General features: G+C 62.4%; 19 protein-coding genes. 2 read left to right on the top strand and 17 right to left on the bottom strand.

Annotation, left to right across the window (positions count from 1 at the left end):
• Positions 1 to 13 precede the first annotated feature (13 nt).
• Positions 14 to 970 (bottom strand): subclass B3 metallo-beta-lactamase, encoded by a 957-nt coding sequence (gene bla, locus JAB1_RS04585; RefSeq protein WP_070278985.1) that lies wholly within the window; start codon positions 968 to 970, stop codon positions 14 to 16.
• Between the two features lie 85 nt (positions 971 to 1055).
• Here bla and JAB1_RS04580 point away from each other — a divergent pair, with 85 nt between their 5' ends.
• A complete protein-coding gene (locus tag JAB1_RS04580) occupies positions 1056 to 1913 on the top strand; it encodes a metallophosphoesterase family protein (RefSeq protein WP_254671969.1) in 858 nt (285 codons plus the stop codon).
• Here JAB1_RS04580 and JAB1_RS04575 read toward each other — a convergent pair.
• Positions 1910 to 2437 (bottom strand): dihydrofolate reductase family protein, encoded by a 528-nt coding sequence (locus tag JAB1_RS04575; RefSeq protein ID WP_070278983.1) that lies wholly within the window; start codon positions 2435 to 2437, stop codon positions 1910 to 1912. The two genes, JAB1_RS04580 and JAB1_RS04575, sit on opposite strands and share 4 nt — an antisense overlap.
• Positions 2438 to 2478: 41 nt before the next feature.
• Here JAB1_RS04575 and JAB1_RS04570 point away from each other — a divergent pair, with 41 nt between their 5' ends.
• Entirely contained in the window at positions 2479 to 3066 is a 588-nt protein-coding gene (locus tag JAB1_RS04570) for a TetR/AcrR family transcriptional regulator (protein ID WP_175445016.1), read from the top strand.
• Positions 3067 to 3073: 7 nt separating this feature from the next.
• On the opposite strand, the gene JAB1_RS04565 is transcribed toward JAB1_RS04570, so the two are convergent.
• The 15 genes from JAB1_RS04565 to aspS form a co-directional block, all read right to left on the bottom strand.
• Complete coding sequence (locus JAB1_RS04565) at positions 3074 to 3751, bottom strand: type 1 glutamine amidotransferase domain-containing protein (RefSeq protein WP_070278981.1); 678 nt, start codon at positions 3749 to 3751, stop codon at positions 3074 to 3076.
• 22 nt (positions 3752 to 3773) lie between these two features.
• Positions 3774 to 4931, bottom strand: coding sequence for an iron-containing alcohol dehydrogenase (locus JAB1_RS04560; RefSeq protein WP_070279016.1), 1158 nt, complete (start codon positions 4929 to 4931; stop codon positions 3774 to 3776).
• Positions 4932 to 5020: 89 nt separating this feature from the next.
• Positions 5021 to 5620, bottom strand: a complete 600-nt coding sequence (locus JAB1_RS04555; RefSeq protein ID WP_034778440.1) for a TetR/AcrR family transcriptional regulator — start codon at positions 5618 to 5620, stop codon at positions 5021 to 5023.
• Positions 5621 to 5770: 150 nt separating this feature from the next.
• Positions 5771 to 6550 (bottom strand): enoyl-CoA hydratase, encoded by a 780-nt coding sequence (locus tag JAB1_RS04550; RefSeq protein ID WP_034778437.1) that lies wholly within the window; start codon positions 6548 to 6550, stop codon positions 5771 to 5773.
• Positions 6551 to 6622: 72 nt separating this feature from the next.
• Complete coding sequence (locus JAB1_RS04545; protein ID WP_046682137.1) at positions 6623 to 7819, bottom strand: acetyl-CoA C-acyltransferase; 1197 nt, start codon at positions 7817 to 7819, stop codon at positions 6623 to 6625.
• A gap of 60 nt (positions 7820 to 7879) precedes the next feature.
• On the bottom strand, positions 7880 to 8326 hold the full coding sequence (locus JAB1_RS04540) for a YiiD C-terminal domain-containing protein (protein WP_070279015.1): 447 nt from the start codon (positions 8324 to 8326) through the stop codon (positions 7880 to 7882).
• Positions 8327 to 8388: 62 nt separating this feature from the next.
• A complete protein-coding gene (locus JAB1_RS04535) occupies positions 8389 to 10788 on the bottom strand; it encodes a 3-hydroxyacyl-CoA dehydrogenase/enoyl-CoA hydratase family protein (protein ID WP_070257699.1) in 2400 nt (799 codons plus the stop codon).
• A gap of 14 nt (positions 10789 to 10802) precedes the next feature.
• Positions 10803 to 12593 carry an acyl-CoA dehydrogenase C-terminal domain-containing protein gene (locus JAB1_RS04530; protein ID WP_034753387.1) on the bottom strand — a complete coding sequence of 597 codons (1791 nt, stop codon included), beginning with the start codon at positions 12591 to 12593 and terminating at the stop codon, positions 10803 to 10805.
• Positions 12594 to 12670: 77 nt separating this feature from the next.
• The gene (locus JAB1_RS04525; protein WP_070278980.1) at positions 12671 to 13273 is read right to left on the bottom strand and encodes a TetR/AcrR family transcriptional regulator; all 603 of its coding nucleotides are present in this window, start codon (positions 13271 to 13273) and stop codon (positions 12671 to 12673) included.
• A 258-nt stretch (positions 13274 to 13531) separates the two neighbouring features.
• Positions 13532 to 13921, bottom strand: a complete 390-nt coding sequence (locus JAB1_RS04520; protein ID WP_034778428.1) for an RNA-binding S4 domain-containing protein — start codon at positions 13919 to 13921, stop codon at positions 13532 to 13534.
• Positions 13918 to 15081 carry a cardiolipin synthase ClsB gene (gene clsB / locus JAB1_RS04515; RefSeq protein WP_034778426.1) on the bottom strand — a complete coding sequence of 388 codons (1164 nt, stop codon included), beginning with the start codon at positions 15079 to 15081 and terminating at the stop codon, positions 13918 to 13920. The genes JAB1_RS04520 and clsB overlap by 4 nt, the downstream gene beginning before the upstream one ends.
• 9 nt (positions 15082 to 15090) lie before the next feature.
• Positions 15091 to 15912, bottom strand: coding sequence for an endonuclease/exonuclease/phosphatase family protein (locus JAB1_RS04510; RefSeq protein WP_034778424.1), 822 nt, complete (start codon positions 15910 to 15912; stop codon positions 15091 to 15093).
• 72 nt (positions 15913 to 15984) lie between these two features.
• The gene (locus tag JAB1_RS04505) at positions 15985 to 16278 is read right to left on the bottom strand and encodes a hypothetical protein (protein WP_070257698.1); all 294 of its coding nucleotides are present in this window, start codon (positions 16276 to 16278) and stop codon (positions 15985 to 15987) included.
• 19 nt (positions 16279 to 16297) lie between these two features.
• On the bottom strand, positions 16298 to 16762 hold the full coding sequence (nudB, locus tag JAB1_RS04500; protein WP_070257697.1) for a dihydroneopterin triphosphate diphosphatase: 465 nt from the start codon (positions 16760 to 16762) through the stop codon (positions 16298 to 16300).
• 87 nt (positions 16763 to 16849) lie between these two features.
• On the bottom strand, positions 16850 to 18652 hold the full coding sequence (aspS, locus tag JAB1_RS04495) for an aspartate--tRNA ligase (protein WP_071653294.1): 1803 nt from the start codon (positions 18650 to 18652) through the stop codon (positions 16850 to 16852).
• Positions 18653 to 18664: the final 12 nt, after the last annotated feature.

The raw sequence follows: 18664 nt of genomic DNA, 5'->3' as shown, positions 1-18664 counted from the left end.
GACGCCAACGTTGTTATTTTGTCGCAGTCTCGCCAGCCATAGCTTTTTCTTTCGCGATGCGGGCATCGAGCTTGGCTTCATTTTTGGCAGCGTAATTGCTGCATGCCTGCGCATCGATGAAGGGATTCGGCGTGACGCCTTCCAGCAATTGCGTCAGCTTGCGGTCGCCGCCGGAGTGGTCGGGGTGGGCCGAGATCAGGATATCGCACGGCAGCCTGGCAAAGTCCTGCATGACGCGGCGGAAGGCCGGCGTCAGGTCCGCATGGCGTTCATCGCCCAGGTAGTGAAAATCGTCGGCCGCCACCGGCGTGAGGCTCGCGCCGAACACCACGCTCAGGCATTCCTTGCGCTCCGCATCCTCGCACGACACCCAGGTCCAGCTGGTGCTGCCCGGCGTATGGCCGGGCGTGTAGCGCGCCGTGATGGTCACGTCGCCCAGCTGCAGGGTTTCGCCATCGGCGATCTCGCGCACATTCTCAACGGCCGGCATGGGATCGATTTCGCCCGCTTGCGGGTCCATGGCGAGCACCGATCCCGCGCGCAGCGCCTGCGCGCCGAGCGGGCTGGCGATCACTTGCGCGCCGCTGTCGCGGGCCAGGGCGGCGATGCCGCCCGAATGGTCGAAATGCGCTTCCGTATTCAGGATGAACTTGATGTCTTCCAGGCGAAAGCCCAGCTCGAGGATATGTTCCTTGATGGCGGCCACCGATTGCGGCAACGCGCCATCGATCAGGATCAAGCCTTCGCGCGTGTCGATCAGCACCACGCTCAAGCCGCCCACGCCCACGTAATACGTGTCGCCATGGATGCGCGCCGGTTGCTGCGGACGGTTCCACTGCGCCGCATACGGCGAGGCGATCGGCTGCGTCAAGGGATCGACGGCGGGCGTGGCGGCATGCGCGGAAAACGGCAGCGCCATGGCGGCCAGCGCGATACTGAGCAAGGTCTTGGGAAAGAAGAAAGGCGGCATGCGGCTCCAGTAATGAGTGTGCGGTATTCGATGCCACAGGGTAACGTCGCTACCCTCGCGCGGTCAAGCAGACGGACGCAGCGACATGCGCTACGATAGAGGTCCATTGACTGCCGTGCGCCTCGCCGCGCCTCCTGCCATGCGTTTGCTGATCCTGTCCGACCTGCACCTGGAAGTCTGGGGCGAAGACACGCCCGCCATCGATCTTGCCGCCTGCCGACCCGACGTGGTGATCCTGGCCGGCGATATCGATACGGGCAGCAATGCCATCGCCTGGGCCGCACGCACCTTCGGCTCCCTGCCCGTGCTGTACGTGCACGGCAATCACGAGGGCTATGGGCATCAGCTGGAACACATGCAGGATGCCGTGCGCGACGCCAGCGCCAGCGCCAATGCGCAGGGCGCCAGCATCCGCCTGCTCGACGGCGATGCGGTGGTACTCAACGGCGTGCGCTTCCTCGGCGTCACGCTGTGGACGGATTTTCTGCTGTTCGGCGCGGAGCGCCGGGACGAAGCCTTGAACGCGGCGCAAAGCTACATGCCCGACTACAAGCGCATCAGCACGGGCGGCGACACGCCGCGTCTCTTGTGCGCGGCCGACACGGCGCAGCTGCACGCGCAGCACCGCGCCTGGCTGGAGCAGCAACTGGCGCAACCCTTCGATGGCAAGACCGTCGTCATCACGCACATGGCGCCCTCGATGCTGTCGGTGGAAGAGCAGTACGCGACGAACCTGGGCTCGCCCGCCTTCGCCTCGCAGCTGGACGCGCTGGTGGCGCAGGCGGATCTGTGGGTGCATGGCCACATGCACGCTTCGCTCGACTACCGCGTCCAGGACTGCCGCGTGGTCTGCAACCCCTGCGGCTACAAGCGGCCCGATGGCACGCCAGAGAATGAACGCTACGATTCCGGCTTCATCATCGACCTCTCCAGCGCGGTTTAATTTTTCCGATAACGCAACTGCACCACGCCGCTGGGCAGCTGGCGCGTGAAGTCCAGGCGCCAGTCGCTGCGCGGCAAACCATCCTCGAACAGGCGCACGCCCTTGCCCAGCACCACGGGCAGCACGGACAAGGTCAGGCTGTCGATGGCGCCTTCGCGCAAGCCGGCACGGATGACGGCGCCGCCATCGAGATACACGTGGCGGCAGCCCTCCTCTGCCAGCCCCTCCAGCACTGCCCGCACGCTGCCTTCGCGGCGCTGCTCGCCATGGCGCGGCGCGAAGTCGCGGTGGCTGAGTACCACCACGCGCTTGCCCGCATATGGCCACGGTTCGAAGCCCAGCACAGCGTCATACGTGGTGCGGCCGATCAGCAGGGTATCGACTTGATCCATCAATGCCGTGTAGCCGGTGGCGTCGGGCGAGTCGGGGGCCAGTTCGGCCAGCCAGGACAAGTCTCCATTTTCTCCGGCGATGCAGCCGTCGATGCTGATGCCGAGAAAAACGCTGACAGAAGTTTTTTTCATGGGTGTGCTTTCATTTAATTCTACGGTGTAGAATTATGCCCATGAAAACCCCAAAACTTCAAGTCATCGAATCTGCCGTGCGCCGCGCCGGGCGGCCGCGCCGCGCCCTCCCCGCACTGGACAACGCCAGCATCCTGCAAGCGGCCCTGGCCCTGCTGGAAGAAAAGGGCGAAGCGTTTTCCATGCGCGCGCTGGCGCAAAGCCTGGGCGTCGACGCCATGGCCCTGTATCACTACTACGCGGGAAAAGAGGAATTATTGCAAGCGTTGATGGCGCAGCGTTTTGCCGCGCTCGATCCGTGCCAGCCGCCGTTTACGCGGCGCCAGGCGGCGCCACGGCGTGTGCTCGCGCTGTGCGCGCTATACCTGGAGCTGGTCAGCGCCACGCCGTATTTCGTGCGCCTGATGGCGCGCGGACTAGTGGCGCAAACCGACGTGGCCGAGCGGTTTGCGGCACTGTTCGAGCTGGCTGTGGAGAGCCTCGGCCTGGACAAGAAAACCCGTCTGCACGGGCGCGATGCGCTTGTCGATTTCCTGCACGGCTATGCGCTGGCGGGCAGGCCCGCCAGCGACACAGCCTGGCATGCTTCGGTCGGCCTGATCCTGGCGGGCATGGCCGCCCGGAACTAGCCGGGCATCAGGCCAGCAGCTTGAGCAGCGCCTGCGCGGCCGCTTCCGACGACGCGGGATTCTGGCCCGTGACCAGCAAGCCATCGGTGACGGCATACGGCTGCCAGTCGCCCAGCTTCGAGTAGACGCCGCCGTTTTCCTTCAGCATGTCCTCGACCAGGAAAGGCACGATCGCGCTCAAGCCGACGGCGTCTTCCTCGGTATTCGTAAAGCCCGTTACCTGCTTGCCGCGCACCAGCGGCGTACCGTCGGTTGCCTTCACGTGACGCAGCACGCCGGGCGCGTGGCAGACGGCGGCGACCGGCTTGCCGGCGGCGATCATCTGTTCGATCAGCGCGATCGAGTGCGGATCTTCGGCCAGGTCCCACAGCGGGCCATGGCCGCCCGGATAGAACACGGCGTCAAAGTCAGCTGCCTTCACGTCGGCCAGCTTGCCCGTGTTGGCCAGCACGGCTTGCGCATCGGCGTCCTGCTTGAAGCGGCGCGTGGCATCCGTTTGCGAATCCGGCTCGTCGCTTTTCGGGTCCAGCGGCGGCTGGCCGCCCAGCGGCGAAACGACCGTCAGCTTCGCGCCCGCTTCCTGCAGCGCATAGTAGGGCGCGGCGAATTCTTCCAGCCAGAAACCGGTTTTCTTGCCGGTGTTACCGAGTTTGTCGTGCGAGGTGAGTACCATCAGGATATTCATGTTGCTTCCTTTTATGTCAGGGTTACAGTGCTGCTTCGAGGATACGGCGGCTGCGCGCGAGGTCGATATCGCGGTGTTCGCCGAGGGAGGTCATGCCATGTGCTTCCAATTGTCTCAGTACCGCTTCCACCGCTTCCTGGCCCAACTGATAGGCCGACAAACGGGTCGGGATGCCCAGCCCTTCAAAGAAGGCGCGGGTGCGGGCGATGGCCGCGGCTATGCGCTCGTCGTCGCTGCCCTGCGTGATGTTCCAGACACGCTCGCCATACTGTAGCAATTTGCCGCGTTTCTGCTCGCGCTGCACGTCCAGCAGCGCGGGCAGCACCAGGGCCAGGGTGCGCGCATGGTCGATGTCGTACAGGGCCGTCAGTTCGTGGCCAATCATGTGGGTGGCCCAGTCCTGCGGCACGCCGGCGCCGATCAGGCCATTCAGCGCCAGGGTGGCGGTCCACATCAGGTTGGCGCGAGTGGCGTAATCGTCGGGCGATGCGACGGCCTGCGGCGCGATCTCGACCAGGGTCTGCAGCAAGCCTTCGGCAAAGCGGTCCTGCACCTTCGCCTGCACCGGATAGGTCAGATACTGCTCCGTGGTGTGCACGAAGGCGTCGACCAGGCCGTTGGCCACCTGCGTGGCCGGCAAGGTAAACGTTTTGCTGGGGTCGAGTACGGAAAATTGCGGATACAGCAGCGGGTTGCGAAAACTCAGCTTGTCATGCGTGGCTTTTTTCGTCACCACGCCGCCGCTGTTCATTTCCGACCCCGTGGCCGGCAAGGTCAGTACCGTGCCAAACGGCAGGGCGCGCTGCACATTGGCGCCGCCGCGCTCGGCGATTTCCCACGGCTCGCCGTCGTACAGGGCGGCGGCGGCGACGAACTTGGTGCCATCGATCACCGAGCCGCCACCGACGGCCAGCAGGAAGTCCAGCTTTTCGTTGCGCACCTGGGCCACGGCGCGCATCAGGGTTTCATAGCTGGGATTGGGTTCGATGCCGCCAAACTCCTGCACGCTGCGCTGGCCCAGCGCGGCGCGTACCTCGGCCAGAGTGCCGGTCTTTTCCGCGCTGGCGCCGCCGTACAAAATCAGCACGCGCGCATCGTGCGGCACCAGGGTGGACAATTTGGCGACGGTATCAAGACCGAAGACGATACGGGTCGGGTTATGGAATTCAAAATTTTTCATCATGTCGCTCCTTATTATTAGACTGGTCGTCTAGAATGCAGCTCAAAAAAATGCGGACGAATCTCATCCGCGTACCTGGCGCCCGCTCATTAGTCTGGCGGCAGCTGCAACATCGCCAGGGTCGCCCGCCAGGCAGTTTGCAGGGCGCTGGCGTCGCGCCGCAGCTTGGTCAGCATCGCCGCGCCCAGCCACAGCTGGTACAAGGTGGCAGCCATCTGCGCCGGATCAGCCACCGATGGCAGCGAGTCGTCCACCCTGCCCCGCGCGATGGCCAGCGCCAGCCTGGCGATGATGCGGTGGGTGCCATCGAGCAGCGCCACGCGCATCGGTTCCGACATGTCCGCCACTTCGCTGCTGAGCTTGACCACCAGGCAGCGGCAGTCGCAACCGCTGCCATCGAGGCTTTCGCTCGTCCAGCTGGCCCAATACGCCATCAGCGACTGCGCCGCGTTCTGGCCGGGCTGGCCCAGCACGAGCTCCATTTCATCCAGGTAGCCGGTGACGTAATCTTCCAGCATCGCTTCGCCAAACAATTCCTTCGACTTGAAGTAATGGTAGAACGAGCCCTTGGGCACGTCGGCGGCCGACAAGATCTCGTTCAGCCCCACGCCGGCAAAGCCCTTGCGCGTGATGATGGCCTTGCCCTGGTCGATAATGTGCTGGCGCACGTCGGTGTATTCAGCTTTCATGCGAGGCATTGTAGCACAATTAGACCAGTCGTCTAGAATAAATTAAACCCAGAAAAAATTCTGGGGTCAGACCCTCAAGACCGCTAACGCAGAGGCTTGCGCCAGAGGGCGCGGGGGTCTGACCCCGGCAGCCGCAGTCGGCCAGCCAGCTTAGGCAAACTTCTTGAAATCCGGCTTCCTCTTTTCAAAGAAGGCCGTAAACGCTTCCTTCGCTTCGGCGCCGCCCAGCATGGCGCTGAACAGTTTGTTTTCGTCGGCGATGGCCGCCTTCATCGGCTCCATGCGGCTTTGCTTCATCAGGCGCTTGGTGGCGCGGATCGAGGCGGCCGGCAGGGCCACCAGCTTGGCCGCCTGGCCTTGCGCGAAGGTCATCAAGTCATACAGGGGCACGACCTTCGACACCAGGCCCATTTCCAGCGCTTCGCTGGCCGGGAACGCTTCGCCCAGCATCAGCTTTTCCGCCGCGCGCGGGTAGCCGGCCAATTGGGTGAGCAGCAGGCTGGAGCCGAATTCCGGGCACAGGCCCAGCTGCGTGAACGGCATCGAGAAGCTGGCATTGTCTGCCGCGTAGACCAGGTCGCAGTGCATCAGCAAGGTGGTGCCGATGCCGATGGCCGGGCCGGACACGGCCGCCACCACGGGCTTGCTGCTGCCGTACAGGGCGCGCATGAACTGGAACACGGGACGGTCGTGGTCGAGCGAACCATCCTTCGGGCGCGCCGTCTTCATGAAGTCATCAAGGTCGTTACCGGCCGTGAAAATCTCGCGCTTGCCGCAGATCAGGATGGCGCGTACTTCATCATCCGTCTCGGCCGCCACCAGCGCATCGGCCAGGGTCTGGTACATGGCGCCCGTGATCGCATTCTTGCGTTCCAGGCGGTTGAATTCCAGGGTCAGGATGCCCTCGCTCTTGCTGCACAAAATATCCATGTCGTCTCCAAAAGATAAAGGGCGCCGGAGTCATCCCACAGCGCCCTGTTTTATTGCTTTAGCCCGTCGAACTTAGACGCGCTCGAAGATGCCTGCTGCACCCATGCCGGCGCCCACGCACATCGTGACCATGCCGTACTTCTGCTTGGTGCGCTGCAGCGCGTGGATCACGGTGGCGGCGCGGATGGCGCCGGTGGCGCCCAGCGGGTGACCCAGGGCGATCGCGCCGCCCATCGGGTTCACTTTTGCCGGGTCCAGGCCCAGGTCGCCGATGACGGCCAGTGCCTGTGCCGCAAACGCCTCGTTCAGTTCGATCCAGTCCAGCTGGTCTTGCGTGATGCCGGCAGCGGCGCACGCTGCTGGAATGGCAAATTTTGGACCGATGCCCATGATTTCAGGCGGCACGCCGCGCACGGCGAACGAGGAAAATTTCGCCAGCGGAGTCAGGTTATGCTCGCGCAGGATTTTTTCGCTGACGATCAGCAGCGCGCCGGCGCCGTCGGACATCTGCGAGCTGTTGGCGGCGGTAACGCTGCCCTTGGCGGCGAAGACGGGCTTCAGCTTGGCCAGCGACTCCATCGACGAATCGGCGCGCGCGCCTTCGTCCGTGTCGACGGTGCGGCGCGTGACATCGACCTGGCCGGTAGCCAGGTTCGGCGTGCGCGTGATGATTTCCACGGGCGTCGTTTCCGCCTTGAAGAAACCGGCTTGCTGCGCGGCGATGGCGCGGCGGTGCGATTCAACGGAGAACGCGTCCTGCTGTTCGCGCGACACTTTCCATTGCTGCGCCACTTTCTCGGCCGTCAGGCCCATGCCGTAGGCCATGCCGATGTTTTCGTCGCTGAACATGTCCAGGTTCATCGATGGGTGGTGGCCCATCATCGGCACCATCGACATCGATTCGATGCCGCCGGCGATCATCACGTCGGCTTCGCCCACGCGGATGCGGTCGGCCGCCATGGCAATGGCCGTAATGCCCGATGCGCAGTAACGGTTGACGGTGACGCCGCCGACGGTTTTCGGCAAGCCGGCCAGCAGCACCGAGTTACGCGCGATATTGAAGCCCTGCTCCGCTTCCGGGAACGAGCAGCCGATGATGGCGTCGGTGATCAGCGCAGGGTCGAGGCCAGGCGCTTGCGCCAGGGCCGATTGCAGCACGCGCACCAGCAGGTCGTCCGGGCGGGTGTTCTTGAACATGCCGCGCGGCGCCTTGCCGATCGGGGTGCGGGTTGCAGAGACGATGTAGGCGTCTTGAAGTTGTTTGCTCATTTTATGCTTTCAAAGATGTTGAACGAGGTTCGTGTTCTGTCGAATGTCCGGGGTAGAGGCTTATCGCTTCTGCGATAAATACCAGTCCACCGTCACCTGTGCAGCCAGCGTGCCCTCAAAGTCGAAGATATCGACTTCCACGGGAAACGCCACCTTGCCGTCCTGCGCCAGCTGCGCCTTCAAGGCAACCAGGTCGCCCGGTACCCGGCCTTCGGCGCGCGTCGCGCCCCGGGCCACCTTCTGGTACTGGATGCGCGACTCCTTGGCCACCGGGCGCAAGCCCAGTATCAGCTCGGCGAAGCCGCCAGCCATGGCCGCGCCGGAAGCCGTTTCGGCCAGGGTAAACAAGGCACCCGCATGCTGCGTGCCCAGGTGATTATTCAGTTTTGGATCTTCCGGCATCGACACCTTAGAGGTGCCGGCGCCGATGTCGTCGATGCTGATCCCCAGCAGCCGCACGAAGGGCAAGGTGTCCATCATCTGTTGTTTGATACGGTCATACACCATGCTTGGCCTCACGCGCAGTAATACTTTAAATACCAACGGCAGGATCTTCATCGACGCCAGGCTTAGTTGCGTACCGGCTTACCGGTCTGCATCATGCCCATGATCCGTTCCTGGGTTTTCGGATGGTTCAACAGCTCCAGGAATGCCTTGCGTTCCATATCCAGCAGCCACTGTTCGCTGACGAAACTGCCCTGGTCCACGTCGCCGCCCGATACGATCTCGGCGATCATCTCGCCCAGCTTGAAATCGTGCGCCGAAATGAAGCCGCCGTCGCGCATGTTGACCAGCTGCGCCTTGATGGTGCCCCAGCCGTAACGGCCCGTCACCTGGATCAGCGATGGCAACGCTGGACGGAAGCCGGCGTCGAACATGGCGCGCGCTTCGACCTTGGCCACGTGCAGCAGCTCGTAGGCGTTGAACACGATCACGTCGTCTTCCTTCAGGTAGCCCATCTTCTTCGCTTCCAGCGCCGATTTCGACACGTTGGCGGTGGCCGCATTGGTGAAGCCCGTTTTCAGGAATTGCAGGATGTCGTTGCCCTTGGCTTCCTTGTAGGCGCGCTGCGCCGCTTCCTTCAAGCCGCCGCCGGCTGGAATCAGGCCCACGCCCACTTCCACCAGGCCGATGTACGATTCGATCGAGGCCACGCGCTTCGACGCATGCAGCGCCAGCTCGCAACCGCCGCCCAGTGCCAGGCCAGCGACCGCGGCGATCACCGGCACGTTCGCGTATTTCAGCGACATGAAGGTGTTCTGCAGTTCGGCGATGATCGGATCGACGGCTTTCACGCCGCCTTGCATGAATGCCGGCAGGGCCGATTGCAGGTCGGCGCCGGCCGAGAAGGCACCGCCTTCGGCTGCGTCGGCGTGCCAGATCACCAGGCCCTTGAAGTTCTTTTCCGCCTCGGCCAATGCCAGTTTCAGGCCATTGATCACGCCTTCGCCGATCACGTGCATCTTCGTCTTGAACGAGATGATCAGCACATCGTCGCCCGTATGCCAGACGCGCACGGATTCGTCTTCAAAGACGGTGGTGCCGGCGGTCTTGCCGTCGATGGCGCCGCTGCCCAGGACGGGCGCGCGGAATGGCTGGCGGTCATACACGGACAGGGTCGAACGCGGCACGAAGCTGTTCGACACGGCGGAGTACGAACCTTCCGGCGTGTGCACGCCGCCTTTTTCAGCGACCGGACCTTCGAAGACCCAGGCTGGCAGCGGCGCATTGCACAGCGCGTGGCCGGCGTCGATATCTTCCTTGACCCAGTTGGCCACCTGCAGCCAGTTCGATGCCTGCCACGTTTCAAACGGGCCGACGTTCCAGCCGAAGCCCCAACGCATGGCGAAGTCGATGTCGCGCGCATTGTCGGCCACGGTGTCCAGGTGGATGGCGATGTAGTGGAAAGCGTCGCGGAAGATCGCCCACAGGAACTGGCCTTGCGGATTCGTCGATTCGCGCAGCGCCTTCATCTTCTTGACCGGATCCTTTTCCTTCAGGATGCGGGCGATGATGTCGGCCGCCTTGGCGCCGCCGGCCACGTATTCACCGGTGGCGAAGTCCAGACGCTGGATCTCCTTGCCGACTTTCTTGTAGAAGCCCGCGCCGCTCTTCTGGCCCAGCGCGCCTTTTTCCACCAGCTGCGCCAGCACGGCCGGCGTCTTGTAGACGGCAGCGAACGGATCGTTCGGCAGGTAGTCCTGCATGGTCTTGATCACATGGCCCATGGTGTCCAGGCCAACCACGTCCGCCGTGCGGAAGGTGCCCGACTTGGCGCGGCCCAGCTTGGCGCCCGTCAAGTCATCGACAACGTCCACGGACAGGCCGAATTTTTCGGCTTCGTGCACGATGGCCAGGATGCCGAACACGCCAACGCGGTTGGCGATGAAGTTCGGCGTATCCTTGGCGCGGACCACGCCCTTGCCCAGGGTGGTAGTCAGGAAGCCTTCCAGCTGATCGCTGATCTCGGGCTTGGTGAACTCGGTCGGGATGATCTCGACCAGGTGCATATAGCGCGGCGGGTTGAAGAAGTGCACGCCGCAGTAGCGCGATTTCAGATCGGCGTCGAAGCCTTCGGCCAGCTTGGTGATCGACAGGCCCGAGGTATTCGAGGCGAAGATCGCATTCGGGCCGATGTGCGGTGCGACCTTTTGATACAGGTCGTGTTTCCAATCCATGCGCTCGGCGATGGCTTCGATGATCAGGTCGCAACCAGCCAGCAAGTCCAGGTTGTCTTCGTAGTTGGCCACCTGGATCAGCGCGGCGTCATCCTTGTTGCCCAGCGGAGCAGGCGACAGTTTTTTCAGGTTCTCGATGGCGCGCAGCACGATGCCATTCTTCGGACCTTCCTTGGCAGGCAGGTCGAACAGCACGACCGGCACTTTCGCGTTGATGCAGTGGGCGGCGATCTGCGCGCCCATCACGCCGGCGCCGAGGACGGCTACTTTTTTAACGATGAAATTGGTCATATTTTCCTCAAGTCTTAGAACAGGTCTGCGTCGAGTGCCATCAGGTTGGCCGAACCGGAACGCGCCTGACGGATCAGGGTTGCCGTTTCAGGCTGCAAGCGGGCGAAGTAGAAACGTGCGGTAGCCAGTTTGGCGGTGTAGAACTTGTCGCCGCTGGATTCTTTTTCGAGGGCGATCTTGGCCATCTGCGCGAACAGGTAGCTGTAGATCATGTGGCCGACGACGCGCAGGTAAGGCACGCATGCCGCGCCCACTTCGTCCGGATTCTGGAAGGCCTTCATGCCGATTTCCATGGTCAGCTTGGTGACTTTGTCGCCCAGGTCGCCCAGTGGCGTGACAAATTCGCTCATCGCTTCATCGGTGCCGTTGTCTTCGACGAAAGCCTTGATCTTTTCGCCGAACTTGCGCAGCTTGGCGCCGTTATCACCGAGGATCTTGCGGCCCAACAGGTCCAGCGACTGGATCGTGTTCGTGCCTTCATAGATCATGTTGATGCGCGCGTCGCGCACATACTGCTCCATGCCCCATTCCGAGATGTAGCCGTGGCCGCCGAACACTTGCATCGCGTCCGAAGTGGCGATCCAGGCGTTATCGGTGATAAAGGCCTTGATGACGGGCGTCAGCAGCGCTACTTCGTCGGCCGCTTCCTTGCGCACGTCGGCGTCAGGGTGGTGCAGTTCGCGGTCGATCTGCAGCGCCACGTAGGAAGTGAAAGCGCGCGCGCCTTCGGCGTAGGCTTTGCCCGTCAACAGCATGCGGCGCACGTCAGGGTGCACGATGATGCGGTCGGCCGGCAGTTCCGGGTTCTTGATGCCGGACAGCGAACGCATTTGCGTGCGGTCCTTGGCGTAGATCAGCGCGTTCTGGTAAGCGATTTCCGTCAGGCCCAGCGACTGCATGCCCACGCCCAGGCGGGCCGCGTTCATGAAGACGAACATGGCGTTGAGACCCTTGTTCGGCTGGCCGATGATCCAGCCTTTCGCGCCGTCCAGGTTCATTTGGCAGGTCGAATTGCCGTGGATGCCCATTTTTTCTTCGATGGCGCCGCAGGTGATCGGGTTGCGCTCACCGACCGTGCCGTCCGCGTTCGGCAGGAATTTCGGCACCAGGAACAGCGAGATGCCTTTCGAGCCTTCCGGCGCGTCCGGCACGCGGGCCAGCACCAGGTGCAGGATGTTTTCCGCCATGTCGTGCTCGCCGGCCGAGATGAAGATCTTGTTGCCGGTGATGGTCCAGGAACCGTCCGCCTCAGGCAGCGCTTTCGAGCGCAGCAGGCCCAGGTCGGTGCCGCAGTGCGGTTCGGTCAGGCACATGGTGCCCGTCCATTCGCCCGACACCAGCTTCGGCAGATACACTTCCTTCTGGTGGTCGGTGCCGTGTTCCTTCAGGCACTCGTAGGCGCCGTGCGACAGGCCAGGGTACATGGACCAGGCCTGGTTCGACGAGTTCAGCATTTCATAGAACGAGTTGTTCAGCACGACAGGCAAGCCCTGGCCGCCGTATTCCGGATCGCACGCCAAGGCCGCCCAGCCGCCTTCAACGTACTGCTTGTAGGCTTCCTTGAAACCTTTCGGCGTGGTCACGCTTTTCGTGACGGGGTCGTGGTGGCAGCCCTCGCGGTCGCCGGAGTGGTTCAGCGGGAACAATACTTCGGAGGTGAATTTGCCGCCCTCTTCCAGCACCTGGTTGATGATGTCGGCGTCGACGTCGGCGTACGACGGCATTTGCTTCAGTTCTTCTTCCACTTGCAGGAACTCATGCAGGACGAATTGCATATCCCGGATTGGCGCGACGTATTGACCCATAATTTTCTCCTGAAGGCGTTTAGCTAAAGTGTTGTACTTGTAGTGCGTGTGCGTTGTTGCGGATACTGCCTGACGGCTTATTTGCTTGTGACGGAATTCTGGTACGACGCCAGCAGGCGGACAAAGCCCGCTTGCGCCCGTTCGATGCTGCCTGGCACGCGCAGGAAACGCGCGTCGTGATGCAGGGCCAGGATCAGGCCATACATCTCGTACACCAGCTGCTGGGCATCCGTGTCCGCTTTCAGGTCGCCCGTGGCGATCGATTGCTCGACACAGCGCAGCAGCGCACCCTGCCAGGCCCGCACCATGGCCACGAGAGCTTCGCGGATGGGGCCCGGACGGTCGTCATACTCGACGGCGCCGCTGATATAGATGCAGCCGGAAGCGATTTCCACGCTGACCCGCTTGACCCAGCGCGCAAACATCGATTGCAGGCGCTGGATGCCGCGTGGTTCTTTCATGCTGGGGAAAAAGACTTCTTGCTCGAAACGATAGTGATAGAGCTTCAGCACTTCCATCTGCAAGTCTTCGCGCGAGCCAAAGTGGGCAAACACGCCCGACTTGCTCATGTTCATTTTGTCCGCAAGCAGCCCGATGGTCAGGCCTTCCAGGCCGTCGCGGCTGGACAAGTCCAGCGCCACGTCGAGGATGGCTGCACGGGTCAGTTCGCCCTTGCGCATGAATTTGACTGAAGTATTCAAGAGTACCGTTCTAAAAGTGATGTTGCCGATTTGGCGGACTGAAGCGAGAGTAAAAAAAAGCACGCTCCGAAAAAATCCGAACGCTCGTACTATTATCCACTACCACGTAAAAGTCAAACGGGAACTTTAGAGCCGGTGTTCTATTGGTGCAGCGCAGCATTTTTAAGCCGCGTGTTTCTAGTGATTTCAGGCAGGCAAAAGCGTCGCGCGCCCGTGCCTGCCCACAACAGACGAACCTCAGGAAAGGTCGCCTGCCTTGCTCAGTTGACGACGGTCGCGCTTGGTCGGCCGCCCCTTGATGGTGGTGCCCGGCTCGCGGAACAGCTTGCGCTCCTCGGCCAGTTGCTCGCGGCGGGCGATGCTGGCCGGCGTTTCGCCATACAGCAAGCGTGCCACGGGGGCCGCGCCGCGCTTGTCGGACAGGCCCAGCACGGCCACTTCCCACGTCTCCGCGCCATTATCGATGGCCAGCTCGTCGCCCACGCGCACGCTGCGCGCCGGTTTGACGCGCTCGCCGCCCACTTTGACCTTGCCCGTGTCGACGGCTTCGCTGGCCAGCGAGCGCGTCTTGAAGAAGCGCGCCGCCCACAGCCATTTGTCCAGCCTTACCGTTGTCATCTCGTTCATGCGTACTTGCCTACTGAAAAAATGCGCATCACCAGCCGGTACACGAGAAATGCGGCTTCATAGCCGATGCGCTGGAAACGCCCGATGTGCTTGAAATCATCCTGGTGAATGACGATGCCGTCGGCCACGCCCTGCTCGATGTGCTGGCGCAGGCTTTGCGCGAACGCCACGTCCTTGATCACCACGTTCGCTTCCTGGTTCAGGAACAGGCTCAGCGCGTCAATATTGCTGGAGCCCACCGTCGCCCAGTCATCGTCGACGACGGCCACCTTGGCGTGCAGCTGCGTCTTGCGGTATTCGACGATCTTGACGCCGGCGGCCAGCAGTTTCGGGTAGAACGAGTGCGCCACGGCATCTTGCATGCGGAATTCGCCCACGCCGATCAACAGGACCACGTCCACGCCCCGCAGGGCCGCCTGGGCCAGGGCGTGGCGCAGCTTGTGCCCGGGCGCGAAATACGGGTTGGCCAGCATCACGCTCTTGCGCGCCTGGCCCAGCGCCTGCAAATAGGCGCGCTGGATGGTGCGGCGGTTGCGCAGGTTGTCGCGCACGACAAAACCGGCCACGACGGGGTTCTTCGCCAGCTCCTTGCTGACGACGCGCATCTTGCGGTACAGCTTGATACGCCGCACCAGATTCATCTTGCCCAATCTTGCCCACTGCGCCTGCACCTCCTCGTGGATGGCGTCGACCAGCGGGCCCTTCACCTGGACGGCAAAATCCCAGCGCGGCGCTGCCAGGCTGATGTTGTGGTCGTAGTCGCAAAACATGTCGTCGTTGATATTGATGCCGCCCACCAGGGCGATCTCGCCATCGGCCACGCAAATCTTGCGGTGCGTGCGCGTGATGCCGCGCCGGAACCACGGATTGAAGATGCGGTGGTGCACGCCAGCCGCTTCCAGCTGCGCATGCATGGCCTTGACCCGGCGGTTGCCCGTGCCGAACCAGTCCGTGATCATGCACACCAGCACGCCGCGCGCGGCGGCACGTTTGAGCGCATCGAGCACCAGGGTGCCCGTGGCGTCGTCGGCAAAGATATACGTTTCGAAATAGACTTCCGAGCGCGCGCCGTCGATGGCGGCAATCAAGGCAGGGAAGTAATCGGTGCCGCAATACAGCAGCTTGATGTCATTGTGGGCGATGAAATTGACTGTGCGCATGCTGGCAGTCTACGCGAGTTTCAAAGCGGCAACGATCGGCGCGTGGTCCGACAGTTTTGCCCACAGGGTGCCATGCATCACTTGCGCGCCTTCCACGTGGAAACCGCGCACATAGATGCGGTCCAGGCGGAACCACGGCAAGGCGGCGGGAAAGGTACGCGCCGGCACGGGGATCGGTGTCTTCGTCTGGCGCCGCGCCAGGGTACGCACCAGGTCGCCCAGGGCCGAATTCGACGCGCGCTGGTCGAATACTTCCACCACGCCGAGCGCATTGCGCAGCTTGTCGCTGAGCGTGTTGCGCCAGTCGTTGAAATCGCCGGCAATGATGACGGGTTCGCCATTCGGCGCCGACTCCATGACGGCATCGATCAGCGCCTGCGTCTGGCGGCCCCTTCCCGATTCGAACAGGCCCAGATGGACCACGTAGCAGTGCACGTCCGCCTGCGGCGTCTTGAGCACGCAATGCAGGATGCCGCGCTGTTCATAGGCGTGGTCGGACACGTCGTGATTGGTTTGCGAGGCGATGGGAAACTTGCTCAGCAAGGCGTTGCCATGGTGGCCATGGTCGTACACGGCATTCATGCCGTAGGCGGAATGGTGCTCGGCGCCGGCAAAGAACTCATGCTGCGACGCTTCCGGCCAATGCTTGTGGCCGTTTTTCTCGGCGCCAAAGCGGGCCGCATTGCGGTCATGCTTGCCTTGCACTTCCTGCAAAAAGACGACATCGGCATGGAACAGGGCAATCGCCTGCTTCAAGGCATGCACGCGGGGCAAGCCCCGCACGGAGGAGACGCCCTTGTGTATATTATAAGTTGCTACGCGGATTTTCATGCCTTGATTCTACTCCCTGACAGGCCCCGCGCGGCGCCGGCGTAGGTGCGCGTGCGCACCTACCACGCACAATCAGGCCAGCATGCGTCCCACGCCCGCCGTCACGCTGACGATCAGCGCGGTAATGCCGGCCGCCCAGACAATCTTGACCAGCAAGGGCGCGCCGCGCCAGGCCACGGTGCGCTTGCCCTTGGCAAACGCACCCGGGTGCAGCAGCCAGCCGATCGCCATCAGCGGCATGCCGATCGGTGGCGTGCGGCCGGGCACGGTGGAGCCAAACAGCAGAAAGATAAAGCACAGGCAAAAAACGATGCCCAGGGTGCCCAGCAGTTTTTGCTGCGTCGTCAAATGTAACCAGTTCAACATGGAATGCTTTCTAGGAAAATCAGGTGGGGCGCGCCAGGCCCGTCATGGCCGGCAATTGCAAAATCGCTTCCGCGTTGGACGACGAGAAACAGCGGTCGGCCGCCGCCAGGTAGGGCAGCCACGCGTACTGCAAGTGTTCGCGGGGACTCAAGGTGATGGCGATGTCGCGCGGCACTTGCACGCTGAACACGTGTTCCGTGTTGCGCGTCACGCCAGGCGCATAGCGGTGGCGCCAGATCGGATAGATCTCGTACACATTCGACAAGTTCCAGTCGCGCAGCACGATGTCGCGCCCATCGGCAACGATGCCGGTTTCCTCGCACAATTCGCGCGCGGCCGTCTGCAGCAGCGGCTCGTCGACGGCATCGACGGAACCCGTCACCGATTGCCAGAAACCGGGTTGGCCCGCGCGCTCGATCAGCAAGACATCAAGGTCAGCCGTATGGATGACGACCAGCACGGAAACGGGAATTTTATGGCTCATATCAAGAATGAAAAAGGCGCCTCGCAGCGCCTTTTTTGCCTCAGCAAGTAAAAATGGTAGCGGCCGCATGAACGGCCGCCTTGGCCATTACGCTACTTTTGGCTCGGTGCTGCGCAAGCGGATGTGCAATTCGCGCAATTGCTTCTCGTCCACTTCCGACGGCGCATGGGTCAGCAAGTCTTGCGCGCGTTGGGTTTTCGGGAAGGCGATCACGTCGCGGATCGATTCGGAACCCGTCATCATGGTCACGATACGGTCCAGGCCGAATGCCAGGCCGCCATGCGGTGGCGCGCCGTATTGCAGGGCGTCGAGCAGGAAGCCGAATTTCAGCTGTGCTTCTTCGGCATCGATCTTCAGTGCACGGAAGACCTTGCTTTGCACTTCTTCGCGGTGGATACGGATCGAACCGCCACCCAGTTCCCAGCCGTTCAAGACCATGTCGTAAGCCTTGGCGATGCAGGCGCCCGGATCGCTTTCCAGCATGTCTTCATGGCCGTCTTTCGGCGCCGTGAATGGATGGTGGGTCGCCGTCCAGCGATCCGCTTCTTCGTCATGCTCGAACATCGGGAAGTCGACCACCCACAATGGCTTCCACACGTCTTCGAACAGGCCGGCTTTCTTGCCGAACTCGCTGTGGCCGATCTTCACGCGCAGCGCGCCGATGGCGTCGTTGACGACCTTGGCCTTGTCCGCGCCGAAGAAGATCAGGTCGCCATCTTGCGCACCCGTCTGCTCGAGGATCGTGGCCAGCACATCGGCAGGCAGGAACTTGACGATCGGCGACTGCAAGCCTTCAGGACCCTTGGCTTTCTCGTTGACCTTGATGTAAGCGAGGCCCTTGGCGCCGTAGATGGCGACGAACTGGGTGTAGGCGTCGATTTCCGAACGGGGCATGCTGCCGCCTTGCGGTACGCGCAGGGCCACCACGCGGCCGCCCTTCATGTTGGCGGCGCCGTTGAAGACCTTGAATTCGACCGACTTCATGACTTCGGTCAAGTCCGTGAAGGCCAGCTTGACGCGCATGTCCGGCTTGTCGGAACCATACAGGCCCATCGCTTCGGCGAAATCCATCACCGGGAACGGGTTCGGCAAGTCGATGTCCAGGGTGTTCTTGAAGACGACGCGGATCATGTCTTCGAACAGGTCGCGGATTTCCTGTTCCGTCAGGAACGAGGTTTCGCAGTCGATCTGGGTGAATTCAGGCTGGCGGTCAGCGCGCAAGTCTTCGTCGCGGAAGCACTTGGTGATCTGGTAGTAACGGTCGAAGTTGGCGACCATCAACAGTTGCTTGAACAACTGTGGCGATTGCGGCAAGGCAAAGAAGCTGCCCGCGTTGACACGCGACGGCACCAGGTAATCGCGCGCGCCTTCTGGCGTCGACTTGGTCAGCATCGGCGTTTCGATGTCGATGAAGCCCAGCGCGTCGAGGTACTTGCGCACTTCCATCGTCACCTTGTAGCGCAGGCGCAGGTTGTTTTGCATTTGCGGGCGGCGCAGGTCCAGCACACGGTGCGTCAGACGCGTCGTTTCCGACAGGTTGTCGTCGTCCAGCTGGAACGGCACGGGCACGGAAGGGTTCAGCACTTCCAGTTCCGAGCAGACCACTTCGATCTTGCCGGATTTCAGGTTGTTGTTGATGGTGCCTTCGATACGGTTGGTCACGACGCCCGTCACGCGCAGGCAGAATTCGTTGCGCACGGCTTCGGCGACCTTGAACATCTCCGCTTGTTCCGGGTTGCAGACGATTTGCACCAGGCCTTCACGGTCGCGCAAGTCGATGAAAATCAGGCTGCCGTGGTCGCGGCGGCGATGTACCCAGCCGCACAGGCTGACGGTTTGTCCCAGCATGGCTTCGGTAACGAGGCCGCAGTATTCAGTACGCATAGACATAAAATTCTCAGT

Origin of the sequence: Janthinobacterium sp. MP5059B (genome assembly GCF_001758645.1) — a bacterium.
Classification (GTDB): Bacteria; Pseudomonadota; Gammaproteobacteria; order Burkholderiales; family Burkholderiaceae_D; genus Janthinobacterium; species Janthinobacterium lividum.
The sequence above is the reverse complement of the archived record's forward strand: the minus strand, read 5'-3'. Positions and strand labels throughout refer to the sequence as shown.

Coding starts and splice junctions, on each gene's coding strand:
- bla (WP_070278985.1), bottom strand. CDS start 970: ATGCCGCCTTTCTTCTTTCCCAAGACCTTGCTCAGTATCGCGCTGGCC.
- JAB1_RS04580 (WP_254671969.1), top strand. CDS start 1,056: ATGCGCTACGATAGAGGTCCATTGACTGCCGTGCGCCTCGCCGCGCCT.
- JAB1_RS04575 (WP_070278983.1), bottom strand. CDS start 2,437: ATGAAAAAAACTTCTGTCAGCGTTTTTCTCGGCATCAGCATCGACGGC.
- JAB1_RS04570 (WP_175445016.1), top strand. CDS start 2,479: ATGAAAACCCCAAAACTTCAAGTCATCGAATCTGCCGTGCGCCGCGCC.
- JAB1_RS04565 (WP_070278981.1), bottom strand. CDS start 3,751: ATGAATATCCTGATGGTACTCACCTCGCACGACAAACTCGGTAACACC.
- JAB1_RS04560 (WP_070279016.1), bottom strand. CDS start 4,931: ATGAAAAATTTTGAATTCCATAACCCGACCCGTATCGTCTTCGGTCTT.
- JAB1_RS04555 (WP_034778440.1), bottom strand. CDS start 5,620: ATGAAAGCTGAATACACCGACGTGCGCCAGCACATTATCGACCAGGGC.
- JAB1_RS04550 (WP_034778437.1), bottom strand. CDS start 6,550: ATGGATATTTTGTGCAGCAAGAGCGAGGGCATCCTGACCCTGGAATTC.
- JAB1_RS04545 (WP_046682137.1), bottom strand. CDS start 7,819: ATGAGCAAACAACTTCAAGACGCCTACATCGTCTCTGCAACCCGCACC.
- JAB1_RS04540 (WP_070279015.1), bottom strand. CDS start 8,326: ATGGTGTATGACCGTATCAAACAACAGATGATGGACACCTTGCCCTTC.
- JAB1_RS04535 (WP_070257699.1), bottom strand. CDS start 10,788: ATGACCAATTTCATCGTTAAAAAAGTAGCCGTCCTCGGCGCCGGCGTG.
- JAB1_RS04530 (WP_034753387.1), bottom strand. CDS start 12,593: ATGGGTCAATACGTCGCGCCAATCCGGGATATGCAATTCGTCCTGCAT.
- JAB1_RS04525 (WP_070278980.1), bottom strand. CDS start 13,273: ATGCGCAAGGGCGAACTGACCCGTGCAGCCATCCTCGACGTGGCGCTG.
- JAB1_RS04520 (WP_034778428.1), bottom strand. CDS start 13,921: ATGAACGAGATGACAACGGTAAGGCTGGACAAATGGCTGTGGGCGGCG.
- clsB (WP_034778426.1), bottom strand. CDS start 15,081: ATGCGCACAGTCAATTTCATCGCCCACAATGACATCAAGCTGCTGTAT.
- JAB1_RS04510 (WP_034778424.1), bottom strand. CDS start 15,912: ATGAAAATCCGCGTAGCAACTTATAATATACACAAGGGCGTCTCCTCC.
- JAB1_RS04505 (WP_070257698.1), bottom strand. CDS start 16,278: ATGTTGAACTGGTTACATTTGACGACGCAGCAAAAACTGCTGGGCACC.
- nudB (WP_070257697.1), bottom strand. CDS start 16,762: ATGAGCCATAAAATTCCCGTTTCCGTGCTGGTCGTCATCCATACGGCT.
- aspS (WP_071653294.1), bottom strand. CDS start 18,652: ATGTCTATGCGTACTGAATACTGCGGCCTCGTTACCGAAGCCATGCTG.